Below are 12,563 nucleotides of genomic sequence, written 5' to 3'. Positions count from 1 at the left end.
TCCAATCCTGCCATGTAAGGCCCTTACTAGACCCGCCGGGGAAGCCCGACTGAGTCACACATCACATCTATGACATCGGCGGTGACGTCGGCTCCTGAAAACAAACGGATTTGCTCCACGGCCTGATAGAGCAACATCTCGAGGCCCGGAACCACCACTCCGCCCCGCGAACGCCATGCTTCGGCAATACGGCTGGGCCAAGGATCGTAGGCCACATCGAGCAGCACACCTGTGCCGACGTCGGGAAGCGTGCCGTCGGGAAGCTGCCCAAGCTGCGCCGCAATGCCGTCCGCCGCCCGCGGCGGAAGCGTGGAGATCACCAGATCCGCTCCTGCCATGCCAACAGCCGCTTCGGTCATCGGCCGGAGGTGGATGGAAAGCCCGACGGCGGCTGCCGCGGCTTTCGCCTCGGCGGCCCGCCCGGCGTCGCGCACAAAGACGTCAACGTGTTTCGAGCCGAGCTCCCGGAGCGCCGCAATAGCCGCTGCCGAGGTCCCTCCGCCGCCAAGGACCGCCGAGCCCGGCTGCTCCTTGACTCCTGCATTCCTGACGGCGTCGACTATGCCCGCCACATCCGTGTTGTGGCCGACCCGCCGCACGCCGTACTCAGTCGCTTCGAAAGCCACCGTGTTGATGACGCCCAAGTACGCACCGGCCCCCCGGACCTCGTCGACTTCGTCCACCATGGCGGTCTTGAGGGGCATGGTGACGGACAAGCCGCACCAGTCATCCCCGTCCACGAGGCCCGCCATGAAGGCCGGGAGCCGCTCCACCGTTACATCGATCGCCGAGTATTCGATGTCGAGCCCGAGCTTCGCGTAGGCCGCTCGGTGGAGCGCTGGTGACTTCGAGTGGCTGATGGGGTGCCCCAGGACGGCAGCACGTCTACTCACACGCACCGTCCGGCGTTGGCAGCACACCAGGCGTTGTATTGGTCAACGTACTTGAGGTGTTCCGCCAGGGTGCTGGAGAACTTGGTTTCCTTGGTGTCGAGATTGATCGTCACCCAGTAAAGGTAGTTGTTGGCTGTGGGCTTGGCGGCGGCATCGATCGCCGTCTTGCCGGGTGAACCGATGGGGCCGACCGGCAGGCCCACGTTGGCGTAGGTGTTGTAGGGGTTGCCCTTGTCGGCCTTCTGGGCGTCGGTCAGGTGGAAGGTCTTGGTACCCAGGCCGTACGTAACGGTGGCGTCGGACTGGATGAGCCCGTTCGTCTCGGTGTTGCCCGGCTTGAGCCTGTTGTAAATGGCGCCGGCCACGTTGCCGTAGTCGGCCTGCCCGCCTTCAGCCTGCACGATGCTGGCTACCGTGATGGTCTGGTACTGCTTGGCGGGATCCGTGACACCCTGGGCCTTGAGCTCGTCGGTAGTGGCCGTGACCAGCTTCTGGAGGATGTCCTTGGCAGAGGTTCCAACGGGGAAACGGTACTCCCCCGGTGCCAGGAAGCCTTCCAGGTTCTTTGCCTGGGCAGGGACGCCAAACTGGGCCGGCGAGTCGCTGAGCGCCTTCAATTCGGAGAGAGGTATGCCCGAACCCTTGGAGATCGCGTCAAGGGATTCACCGATGCGCAATCCGGCACTCAATGCGAAGTACATGACCTTGGAAGAATCCTTGCCGAGGAGCACATTCACCGCATCGGAGTTCTTCATTTCCGTTTTGAAAGTGAAATCACCGGGTGAGAGCTCACCACCGGCGGCAGTGAAGGCTGCCACGAAAGAATCGGCGTCGGCAATGACGTGCTGGCTCTGGAGGTTGCTCGCGACCAGCTTGGGGCCGGAGCCCGGGGCAACCGTGATGGTGACCGAGCCGGTGCCCGGGCCTGGGTAGTCGCTGACCTTGTCCATCCCGAGCAATGGCTTCAGGAACTGTGCACCAACGGCAACCGCTGCGACGAACACCGTGAGGGTGAGCAGGAGCGCGACAAGCCGACGGCGCCTGCGGACTTTCTTCGAGGGGACCTTCGGCGCAGGAGTCGCAGCTGCCATGAGGTCGTGCGCACCGTGCTCCTCGTGGACCCCGTAGTCGAACTGGGGGTCGTGGTGCGCATAACCTTCGTCATGGGCCTGCAGGTCGTGAAACTCGTCATCGTGTGCAACGTCGTAGCTGTGAACAGCGTCGTGCTCGACGACATCGGGGTGGAGAGTATCGTGCCTGACGTCGTCGGGGTGCGCCACGTCGTAGTGCTCGACCTCTGGCTGCACTGTGTCGTCGATGGGGTGCACGGCGTCAACGGGCTGCAGGGGAACTTCAGGCTGCGCCGGGTCAGGGTGCTCCTGCAGGTCCTCTTGGGACCGGACTGCTTCTCCATGGTTACCGTCGCCATGGATACCGTCGTCGTGGAGGTCAGCGGCGTGCGTGGTCGCTTCCGGGGCCGCCGGCGCATAGTCCGGGACGAATGCAGGCTGCGGTTTCGGGACTGCGACAGGTTCAAAGTGGACAGGCACAGGTGGTGGCAACACCTCCTGGTTCTGCGTCTCCAGGAATCGTTCCCTGGCACGGATTTCACGACGCGTCAGAGGCCGGGTACGGTCTTCTGCTGCGTCGTTGGAGGGGTCGTTGTTGACCGGGCTCACTATTGTCTTCCCCTCGTTGGAGAGTGTGGATCAATGCCGGAGGCCGGCAGCGGCGCACTGGCACCGTCAATGTGTTGGGGTGGCATTGGCGCCTGCACGCGCCTGCCCACATCCGCACCTCTGGCTTTTTGCATGTCGATCGCGTGCTGCAGAATTCCGGCAGCGGCAACCTGATCCACCACTTTACGATGATCCTTGCTGCTCATGCCAGCTTCATGGAGATTGCGGTGGGCCGTCACAGTACTGAGCCTCTCGTCCACCATGTTGACTGGAACATCGAGTCCACGGCGCTGCAAGTGGGCTGCCAGCAAGTCCGCGTAGTCCGTGGCCATGGCCGCAGAAGCGTGTTCTTCGCCCTTCATCGTCCGCGGCAGGCCGACGAAGATCTGGACTACGCCGAGCTCCTCGGCATGCCGGACAATGACCCCGATATCGGAATTCTTCTTGGCGTCCCGGCTTACCGTCTTGAACGGCGTGGCCAGGATCCCGTCCGGGTCGCAGATGGCGACTCCCACACGGACGGTCCCGACGTCCACCCCCAGTTTGATGCCCCGGGGGTAGTCGTCGTTGCTCGCAATGGCCTCCAAAATCAGCGCTTGGCGATCGCGTCCACAACGGCCGCAAGGGCCGGTGCGATCTTCGCGGCGTCGGTTCCGCCGCCTTGGGCGACGTCGTCCTTGCCGCCACCGCCGCCACCGAGGATTCCTGCGGCCACGCGGACAAGGGCGCCTGCCTTGACGCCCGCTTCACGCGCTGCCTCGTTGGTGGCGATGATGATGACCGGACGATCGTTGCTGACACCGGCCACGGCAACCGTGGAAGCTTCGGAGCCGAGCCGGTTTCGGATGTCCATGGCGAGGCTGCGGAGGTCGTCCGCTCCCCCGACTTGGCCGGCGTCGTGCGCCACTACCCGGACTCCTGCGGCATCCTGGGCCGTGGCAACGAGGTTCGCAGCGGCTGCGGTCAGCTGTTCCTTGCGGAGGCGGTCGAGTTCCTTTTCCGTTGCCTTGAGCTTGGCCAAGGTGCTGGAGATCCGGTCCGCCAACTGGCCCGACGGGACCTTGAGCATCTCCGTAAGCTCGGTGACCAAGGCTCGCTCAGCTGCGAGGTGCCGGAAGGCGTCGAGGCCGACGAAGGCTTCCACGCGGCGGTTTCCCGAACCCACGGATTGCTCGCCGAGCAGCGACAGGCTCCCGATGAGGGAGGTGTTGGCCACATGGGTGCCACCGCAAAGCTCACGGGACCACGCGCCGTCGATCTCCACGACGCGGACTTCGCTGCCGTAGTTTTCGCCGAAGAGAGCCATGGCGCCCAGGGCCTTTGCCTCGGCGAGGCCCATCACCTTGGTGTCCACCCGGAAGTTATTGCGGATGGCGATGTTCGAGACCTCTTCGATCTCGGACTTCGTGGCTGCGCTCAATCCCTCGCCCCAGGCGAAGTCGAAGCGTAGGTAACCGGCCTTGTTGAAAGAGCCACGCTGGGTGGCTTCCGGGCCGAGGATCTGGTGCAGGGCGGCGTGCACGATGTGGGTGCCCGTGTGGGCCTGCTCGGCGGCGTGGCGGCGTTCGCGGTCGACGGCGGCACGCACCAAAGCGTCCGAGGCGATCTCGCCTTCGCGGACGATAGCCTTGTGGACGCTCAGGCCCTTCACGGGGCGCTGGACGTCGAGGACCTCGACGACGAAGCCGTCACCGGTGATGAGGCCCTTGTCGGCCGACTGGCCACCCGCCTCTGCGTAAAACGGGGTCTCGTTGAGCACGAGCTCGATTTCGTCGCCCGTGGACGCGTGGGCAACACGCCGGCCCGAGCTCACGATGCCGCGGACCCGGGCCTCGCCTTCCAGTTCGGTGTAGCCGGTGAAGACCGTCTCGCCCTCGGCCAGGAGCTCCTGGAAGGCCGAGACGTCGGCGTGTCCACCCTTCTTGGCCTTGGCATCCGCCTGGGCGCGCTGGCGCTGCTCCAGCATGAGGCTGCGGAATTCGGCTTCGTCAACCTTCAAGCCGGCCTCCTCGGCCATTTCGAGGGTGAGGTCGATCGGGAATCCGTAGGTGTCGTGAAGGGCGAAGGCATCCTCGCCGGACAGCGGCTTCCCGGCGGCCTTGGAGAGCACCACGGCCTCCTCGAGGCGCGCGGTGCCGGAGGCGATGGTGCGCAGGAAGGCTTTTTCTTCGGCGTAGGCGATGCGGCTGATGCGATCGAAGTCGGTCTCCACCACGGGGTAGACACCCTTCATGGCGTCGCGGGAAGCCGGGAGCAATTGCGGCAGGCAGGCTTCTTCGACCCCGAGGAGGCGCATCGCACGGACGGCACGGCGGATCAGCCGGCGCAGGACGTAGCCGCGGCCTTCGTTGGACGGGGACACGCCGTCGGAAATGAGCATGAGGGCCGAACGGATGTGGTCGGCGACGACGCGCATCCGGACGTCGTCCGTGTGGTGCGGGTCGTCAGCGGACTCGGCAGAGGTGTATTCCTTGCCGGAAAGGGCTGCGGCCTTGTCGATGACGGGACGGACCTGGTCCGTTTCGTACATGTTTTCGACGCCCTGCAGGATCATCGCGAGGCGTTCCATGCCGAGGCCGGTATCGATGTTCTTCTTGGGCAGTTCGCCAACGATGTCGAAGTCCACCTTCGAGCGGACGTTCTCGATCTGGTACTGCATGAACACGAGGTTCCAGATTTCGACATAGCGGTTTTCGTCCGCGATGGGACCGCCTTCGGCGCCATAGGCCGGGCCGCGGTCATAGTAGATTTCCGAGCACGGGCCGGCAGGACCAGGCTGCCCGGTGGACCAGTAGTTGTCCGCCTTCCCCATCCTCTGGATGCGCGAGGCAGGGATGCCGGTGTTCTTCAGCCACAAGTCCTGGGCTTCGTCGTCTTCCTCGTAGACGGTCACCCAGAGGCGCTCGACGTCGAGTCCGTAACCGCCGTCGTCGACGCTCTTGGTGAGCAACTCGAAGGCGAACTTGATGGCGTCTTCCTTGAAGTAGTCCCCGAAGGAAAAGTTTCCGCACATCTGGAAGAACGTGCCGTGGCGGGCGGTCTTGCCCACTTCCTCGATATCGCCGGTGCGGATGCACTTCTGGACGCTCGTGGCGCGGTCGAAAGGCGGCTCCTCGCGGGCGGTGAGGTAGGGAATGAAGGGAACCATGCCGGCCACAGTGAAGAGCAGGGAAGGGTCGCTGGATACGAGCGACGCTGAGGGGACGGCTGTGTGGCCCTTGCTGACAAAAAAGTCCACCCAGCGTTTGGTGATCTCCTGCGACTTCATTAGCTGATTACTTACCCTTCTCAATTCACTGCACATGAGTTTGTGCGCGGTTCTGGCATGCGCCATTGCCGCAGCTTCTAATTCTGCCCTGTTGACGGCCGCTTGGGCGAACCGCGGCTGCTAACGGCTGCCGGCGTCGGACTCTACGATGCCAAGCGCGGCCCTGAGGTCGACTTCGCGTTCATTCATTCCGGCGCGCACGGCGTCGGCGAAGTCGTACACGCCGTCGGCCAGCCGCGCAACGGCACGGTTCAGGCCTTCGGGGCCAATGGCGGCCTGTGCTTGGGTGATCTTGCGGAAGGCGATGACTCCGATTGCCATGCCGATCCCCATCCAGACAATTCTTTTCACAGTTTTCCTGACATACGAAGGTCGTGACTTACGAACGGATTCAGCGGCTGCGGCGGCCACTGCCCGGTTTGCGGCGGGCGGCAAAAGCCGAGCGCACTCCATAGCTGAACGCTGCCACCTTGATGAGCGGCGAACCGACTGTTGCGGCCACCAGCGAGGACAAGGCAGAGATGTTGGCGGAGGCGTCGGAAACGTTGGAGGTGATGCCATCCACCTTTTTCAGCTGCTGGTTGGTGGTGGAAACCGTCGCCGTGACCTCGTCCATCAGGGGGGTCGCTCCGTCGCTCAAGGAACGGATGGAGGTGCGGACCTCATCGAAGACCCGCCCGAGTTTGAGGATCGGCACGGCCAACAGGACTACAAGGAGCGCGAAAACTCCGGCTGCGATCAGGCCTGCAATATCGCCACCAGTCATGGACACTCATCTCCTAGCATTTGTTGCTTTGCCGCTGGTTCGCCATGTGGTTCTACACAGGCACCCCGGCGTGGCTTCCCCAAGTACCTTACATACAAAGAAGCCCGCGGCGCGTGCCACGGGCTTCTTTGTATGTGCTTGCTGGGAATTAGCGAGCGTAGAATTCGACCACGAGCTGCTCTTCGCAGGTCACGGGGACCTCGGAGCGCTTCGGGCGACGAACCAGGCGTGCCTGGAGGGCGTCGATCTTGACGTCCAGGTATGCCGGAACGACGTTCAGGACGTGTGCGCCGGCAGCTGCAACCTGGAACGGAGCCATGACTTCGCTACGGCTGTGAACGTGGATGAGCTGGCCTTCAGCAACGCGGAACGACGGGCGGTCCACGCGGATGCCGTCAACGAGGATGTGGCGGTGCACAACCAGCTGGCGGGCCTGGGCGATGGTGCGGGCGAAGCCGGCACGCAGCACGAGGGCGTCGAGACGCATTTCGAGCAGTTCGATCAGGTTTTCACCGGTCAGGCCCTTGGTGCGACGTGCTTCTTCGAAGGCACGGGTCATCTGGGCTTCGCGGATGCCGTACTGGGCGCGCAGACGCTGCTTTTCGCGCAGACGTACGGCGTAGTCAGAGTCCTGCTTCTTGCGGGCACGGCCATGCTCACCGGGGCCGTACGGACGGCGCTCCATGTACTTGGCGGCCTTGGGAGTCAGAGCGATGCCGAGTGCACGCGAAAGGCGTGCGGTACGGCGAGCACGAGTGTTGTTAGCCACTTGTGTCCTTCCAATATCTGCGGTGTGTCAGTGTTACTGGCCTCCATGAGGGAGAGCATCGGCCAACCGCTGCCTTTTGCTACGGGGCGCAGGGCACAGCATCAAAACCTGGATTTTGATGGATTGTGCGCCCGAGCCTTGCCAGACAAGCATCTAGCCTACCATGACGGCTACTTGCCCCGGATGATCCTGCGCAGCCGCTCAAGCCTCGGAGCAATATCCCGTTCGGCGCCGTTTGCCGTGGGCTCGTAATAGTCCCTGCCGACCAGATCGTCCGGAGCGTACTGCTGGGTGGCAACGCCATGCGGGGCATCGTGGGCGTACTTGTAGCCTTGGCCGTGGCCAAGGCCTTTCGCTCCTTGGTAGTGCGCGTCCCGCAAATGCGCCGGAATCCCGACCCCCATCCCCGCACGCACATCTGCGATGGCTTTGTTGATGCCCAGGTAGGCGGCATTTGACTTGGGCGCAGTCGCCAGATGCACCACCGCTTCGGCGAGGATGATCCGGCCTTCGGGCATGCCGATCAACTGCACTGCCTGGGCAGCGGCGACGGCGGTCTGCAGCGCCGTCGGATCCGCCATGCCGATGTCCTCGGCGGCCGAAATGACGATCCGGCGGGCCACGAAGCGCGGATCCTCGCCCGCTTCAAGCATGCGGGCCAGATAGTGGAGGGCCGCATCGACGTCGGAACCGCGGATCGACTTGATGAACGCACTGGCGACGTCATAGTGCTGGTCGCCCGCGCGGTCGTATCGGACGGCAGCCACGTCCAGCGCCCGCTCCGTATGGCGGAGTTCGACGACGACCGGAGCCTCGGGGGCGCCGTCACCTGCCAGCCCTTCCTCTTCAGAAGCGTCTTCGGACGCGTCGCCGTCGTCGTGGTTCCTGTCACCGTAGGCGACGCCGGCAGCGGCCTCGAGCGCGGTGAGCGCACGGCGGGCATCGCCCCCGGACAAGCGGACCAGGTGCTCCAAGGCTTCCGGGGTGAGCTCCACTCCTCCTGCCAAGCCGCGGGCATCGGCAACGGCGCGCTGCAGGAGCGCCTCGATGTCGCTGTCGGTGAGCGGTTTCAAGGTAAGCAGCAGTGACCTGGAAAGCAGCGGCGAGACCACCGAGAACGAAGGGTTCTCGGTGGTAGCTGCGACCAGGACCACCCAGCGGTTCTCGACGCCGGGAAGCAGGGCGTCCTGCTGGGCTTTGTTGAAGCGGTGGATTTCATCCAGGAACAGCACCGTGGTGGTCCGATAGAGATCCCGGGCAGTCAAGGCATTTTCCATGACCAGGCGGACATCCTTGACGCCCGCGGTAATGGCGGACAATTCGACGAACTTCCGGCCGGGTCCGCGGGCAATGACGTGTGCCAGCGTCGTCTTGCCCGTACCCGGGGGTCCCCACAAAATGACCGAACTCGGGCCGGCAGGACCGGCGGCGTTGGCCCCTGCGGCAAGCTGCCGCAACGGAGACCCCTGGCCCAGCAAATGCTGCTGGCCCACAACGTCGTCGAGGGTCCGGGGCCTCATACGGACAGCCAAAGGGCTCCGCGGCGACGCCGGACGCCCTGTGCCTGCGCGTCCATCGCTGGAACGGTCCGAATCCGCCTGGCTGCCGGCGTCGTCGTCATTGTCCGCGTCGGCACCAAAGAGATCTTCCACATGGATAGGCTACTCATGATTCCAGCGAAGGAGACATCGACGTGGAGACCCGGCCGTCCGGCCCCAACGAAAAGCCGCCGCCAGGGGCGGTGCGCACCGCTTTCATCCCCGGTCCGCGGTTGACCGGCTGGGTGGAGCGCTTCGCCGCAAGCCATGGCGCCGTTCAGGAAGAGCCCGACGACGGCGGCACGCTCCTGCGGGCGGCCGATGGCGCTACCGCTCTACTCAGGGCCCCCTGGCCTGTCGATGGACGGCCCGGCAGGGGCGCAACCGCGGTTGAGCGCCTGGCGTCGCTTGCTTCGCAGGAACGGCGGCTCGGAATCATCCTGGTGCGCCGGGGCGGCTACGCGGTGGGGGTCGTGAGCGGCGGCAAAGTGTCCGCCTCCAAATCGGGTTCACGTTACGTACAATCCCGCTCGGCTGCAGGTGGATCCTCGCAGCAGCGCTTTGCGCGTCGTCGTGAGAACCAGGCCAACGCACTGACGGAAGCGGTGGCCGGTTATGCCGCCGCTGTGTTTGCCGGAGACAGTATTGAATATCTCGTTCTGGGCGGAGACGCCGCACTCTCCGCGGCGGTCCTCGAAGAAAAGGCGTTGAAGGAATATTCGTCCCGGGCGAAGCTCGCGTTCCTGGCAGTTGCCGACCCCAACGCGACAGTGCTTCGTAGGGCGGCGGCAGATGCCTGCGCCGTGCGGATCGACGTCACGGATCCGTTGTAGGAGGGGCGCCGGGCCAGCTAGCAGCCCGACAACGCCCGCTGCGGCCGGGCCTGCCGGTAGAAGTACCTGCCGTGCTCTGCGAACCCCGCGCCGTCGTACAGGGTCCGGGCGCCGGTATTCGAGGCCATCACCAGTAGCCAGAACTCGGACACGCCCCGGTGGGCGCCCGCTTCCAGAAGCGCTTCAAGCACCTGCCGCCCGTAGCCACGGCGGCGGTGCTTGGCCGCAGTTGCCATGCAGTAGATGCCTCCCTTGCCGTCCACCAGGGCGAGGCGCCCGACGGCGGCCGGGACGCCGTCGTCGTCCTTCGCGAGAGCGTAGACGGAAGGGCAAGACACCAGAATCCTCCGGGCGATGTCCAGCTCGGCGTCTCCCCCGCGGCCGTCAACGGACCACCACAGCCGGAGCCACTCTTCGGAAGGCTCCTCCGAGATCTCGACGCCGGTTGCCGGGCCACCGGGCAGGGTAGCTGGAAAGGCGCCGCCCGGACGGACCATGATGAGGGTCTCCGACTGCCGGGTGAATCGCTGCGCATCGAGCACACTGTTGAGGCCCGCGCTTCGCTCATCGTCGAAAATCTGGAAGATCAGCGGCAGGCGCCGGGAGCGGTACCACTGCGTGGCGGCCCGTACTGCCGACTCGTGGTCGCTGGCCTGCTCCCTGGGCCAGACCGAGTTTGCCCGCTGTGTCACGCCTCCGGCGGCCCGCATGACCCATCCCCCGGTGTCCTCACGGTCCGGGGCGGGCCATGCCCGGTCCATGAGCTCCTCGATCGATGCAAGGCCCATTTCCTGTGTCACGCGTCCTCCTCGAATTCAGTCGACGTCATGCTACGCCGAAGGCCCCCGCAATGTGCGAGGGCCTTCGGGCTACTTCTACGGTTCCAGCTACTCCGGCTTGGCTGCCGCTACCTGCGGCTTGGCTTCAGGCTTGAAGTCGACTCCGGCTTCCTTGCGCTGCTGCGCCGTGATGGGCGCAGGAGCAGCGGTCAGGGGGTCGTAGCCGCCGCCGGACTTCGGGAAAGCGATGACGTCGCGGATCGAGTCCACGCCGGCCAGAAGGGCCACGACCCGGTCCCACCCGAAGGCCATGCCGCCGTGCGGAGGTGCGCCGTACTTGAATCCCTCGAGCAGGAAGCCGAACTTGGTCTGCGCGTCTTCCTTGTCCAGGCCCATGAGCTCGAAAACGCGCTCCTGGACATCGGCCTCGTGGATACGGATGGATCCGCCGCCGATTTCGTTGCCGTTGCACACGATGTCGTAGGCGTACGACAGGGCCGCTTCCGGGTCCTTGTCAAAGGAGTCCAGGAACTCGGGCTTCGGGGAGGTGAAGGCGTGGTGCAGGGCCGTCCACTGTCCGCCACCCACCGCGACGTCGCCGGAAGCGACGGCTGCGGCAGCCGGTTCGAACATCGGGGCGTCCACGATCCAGACGAAAGCCCAGTCCTTGGGATCGATCAGGCCGGTGCGGTGGCCGATCTCGACGCGGGCAGCACCCAGCAAGGCGCGGGATGGTGACTTCTCGCCGGCGGCGAAGAAGATGCAGTCGCCGGGCTTTGCGCCGACGGCGTCAGCCAGGCCGGCACGCTCCGCGTCCGTGAGGTTCTTGGCAACGGGGCCCGTGAGCTCGCCGTCTTCCTTGAACAACACGTAGGCGAGACCCTTGGCGCCACGCTGCTTGGCCCATTCCTGCCAGGCGTCCAGCGCGCGGCGGGCCTGCGAGGCCCCGCCAGGCATGACGACGGCGCCAACGTAGGGCGCCTTGAAGACACCGAAGTTCGTGTCCTTGAAGAACTCCGTCAATTCAGTGAGCTCCAGGCCGAAGCGCAGGTCCGGCTTGTCGGAGCCGTACTTGGCCATCGCCTCGTGGTACGTCATGCGGCGGATCGGCGTCGGGATCTCGACGTCGATCAGCTGCCATAGTGCCTTGACGATGCCTTCGCCGAGCTCAATGATGTCGTCCTGGTCAACGAAGCTGGCTTCGATGTCGAGCTGGGTGAATTCCGGCTGGCGGTCCGCACGGAAGTCTTCGTCGCGGTAGCAACGGGCGATCTGGTAGTACTTTTCGAAACCGCCAACCTGGAGCAGCTGCTTGAAAAGCTGCGGGGACTGCGGAAGCGCATACCAGGAACCCGGTGCCAGACGCGCCGGAACCACGAAGTCGCGGGCGCCTTCCGGCGTCGAGCGCGTCAGCGTGGGAGTCTCGATCTCGACGTAACCCTGCTGGTGAAGCAGCTCGCGGGCCACACGGTTCGCTTCGGAACGCAGGCGCAGGTTCCGGGCGGGGCCGGGGCGGCGCAGGTCAAGGTAACGGTGCTTGAGTCGCGCTTCTTCACCGACCTCCACGTGCTCGTCGATCTGGAACGGAAGGGGATCCGAAGTGTTGAGGATCACCACTTTCTCGGCGATGACCTCGATCTCGCCGGTGGCGAGGTGCGGGTTCTCGTTGCCCTCGGGACGCTTGCTGACGGTGCCCACGATCTGCAGCACGTATTCATTGCGCAGGCCGTGGAAGACCTCTTCCTCGCGGACAACCACCTGGGCGACACCGGACGCGTCACGCAGATCGACGAAGGCCACGCCACCGTGATCTCGGCGGCGGCCTACCCAGCCAGCCAGGGTGACGGTCTGTCCAATGTGCTCGGAACGCAGGGATCCGAGGTCATGTGTGCGCAGCACAGCATTCCTTTCAACATGATTTTCAGGACCATGACAAAACGATCCCGTTCGAGTTTACCCGTATGAACGAAGCGTGGCCCCACCGGGCGCGGCCCGCTCCCGCCCGGGCCCGCGGGCTTTTGCCTTGAGGCGCCGGTTC

The 12,563-nt window shown here is 64.9% G+C and carries 11 protein-coding genes; 1 reads left to right on the top strand and 10 read right to left on the bottom strand.

Annotated elements, in window-relative coordinates:
* Positions 1-26: 26 nt before the first annotated feature.
* From QRN51_RS07320 to QRN51_RS07285, 8 genes are all read right to left on the bottom strand, one after another.
* The gene (locus tag QRN51_RS07320) at positions 27-893 is read right to left on the bottom strand and encodes a shikimate dehydrogenase (protein ID WP_284989272.1); all 867 of its coding nucleotides are present in this window, start codon (positions 891-893) and stop codon (positions 27-29) included.
* Complete coding sequence (mltG, locus tag QRN51_RS07315) at positions 890-2,572, bottom strand: endolytic transglycosylase MltG (RefSeq protein WP_284989271.1); 1,683 nt, start codon at positions 2,570-2,572, stop codon at positions 890-892. The genes QRN51_RS07320 and mltG overlap by 4 nt, the downstream gene beginning before the upstream one ends.
* Positions 2,572-3,159, bottom strand: a complete 588-nt coding sequence (gene ruvX / locus QRN51_RS07310) for a Holliday junction resolvase RuvX (RefSeq protein WP_284989270.1) — start codon at positions 3,157-3,159, stop codon at positions 2,572-2,574. Before ruvX ends, mltG begins: the two co-directional genes overlap by 1 nt.
* Before the next feature lie 2 nt (positions 3,160-3,161).
* Positions 3,162-5,840: an alanine--tRNA ligase gene (gene alaS / locus QRN51_RS07305; protein WP_284989269.1), complete on the bottom strand. Its 2,679-nt coding sequence runs from the start codon at positions 5,838-5,840 to the stop codon at positions 3,162-3,164.
* Positions 5,841-5,960: 120 nt separating this feature from the next.
* Positions 5,961-6,173 carry a hypothetical protein gene (locus QRN51_RS07300; RefSeq protein WP_059389200.1) on the bottom strand — a complete coding sequence of 71 codons (213 nt, stop codon included), beginning with the start codon at positions 6,171-6,173 and terminating at the stop codon, positions 5,961-5,963.
* 58 nt (positions 6,174-6,231) lie between these two features.
* Positions 6,232-6,606 (bottom strand): DUF948 domain-containing protein, encoded by a 375-nt coding sequence (locus tag QRN51_RS07295; RefSeq protein WP_059389201.1) that lies wholly within the window; start codon positions 6,604-6,606, stop codon positions 6,232-6,234.
* Between the two features lie 148 nt (positions 6,607-6,754).
* A complete protein-coding gene (gene rpsD, locus QRN51_RS07290) occupies positions 6,755-7,375 on the bottom strand; it encodes a 30S ribosomal protein S4 (RefSeq protein WP_028267147.1) in 621 nt (206 codons plus the stop codon).
* A 170-nt stretch (positions 7,376-7,545) separates the two neighbouring features.
* On the bottom strand, positions 7,546-9,027 hold the full coding sequence (locus QRN51_RS07285) for a replication-associated recombination protein A (RefSeq protein WP_284989268.1): 1,482 nt from the start codon (positions 9,025-9,027) through the stop codon (positions 7,546-7,548).
* A gap of 41 nt (positions 9,028-9,068) precedes the next feature.
* Here QRN51_RS07285 and QRN51_RS07280 point away from each other — a divergent pair, with 41 nt between their 5' ends.
* A complete protein-coding gene (locus QRN51_RS07280) occupies positions 9,069-9,746 on the top strand; it encodes an acVLRF1 family peptidyl-tRNA hydrolase (protein WP_284989267.1) in 678 nt (225 codons plus the stop codon).
* Between the two features lie 17 nt (positions 9,747-9,763).
* Here QRN51_RS07280 and QRN51_RS07275 read toward each other — a convergent pair whose 3' ends face one another.
* Positions 9,764-10,534: a GNAT family N-acetyltransferase gene (locus tag QRN51_RS07275; protein WP_284989289.1), complete on the bottom strand. Its 771-nt coding sequence runs from the start codon at positions 10,532-10,534 to the stop codon at positions 9,764-9,766.
* Between the two features lie 99 nt (positions 10,535-10,633).
* Positions 10,634-12,424, bottom strand: a complete 1,791-nt coding sequence (gene aspS, locus QRN51_RS07270) for an aspartate--tRNA ligase (RefSeq protein WP_284989266.1) — start codon at positions 12,422-12,424, stop codon at positions 10,634-10,636.
* Between the last annotated feature and the right edge of the window lie 139 nt (positions 12,425-12,563).

The organism is Arthrobacter sp. efr-133-TYG-120 (assembly GCF_030209785.1).
Lineage (GTDB): Bacteria > Actinomycetota > Actinomycetes > Actinomycetales > Micrococcaceae > Arthrobacter.
Note: the sequence above shows the minus strand (reverse complement) of the source record. Positions and strands in the feature narration are given on the sequence as shown.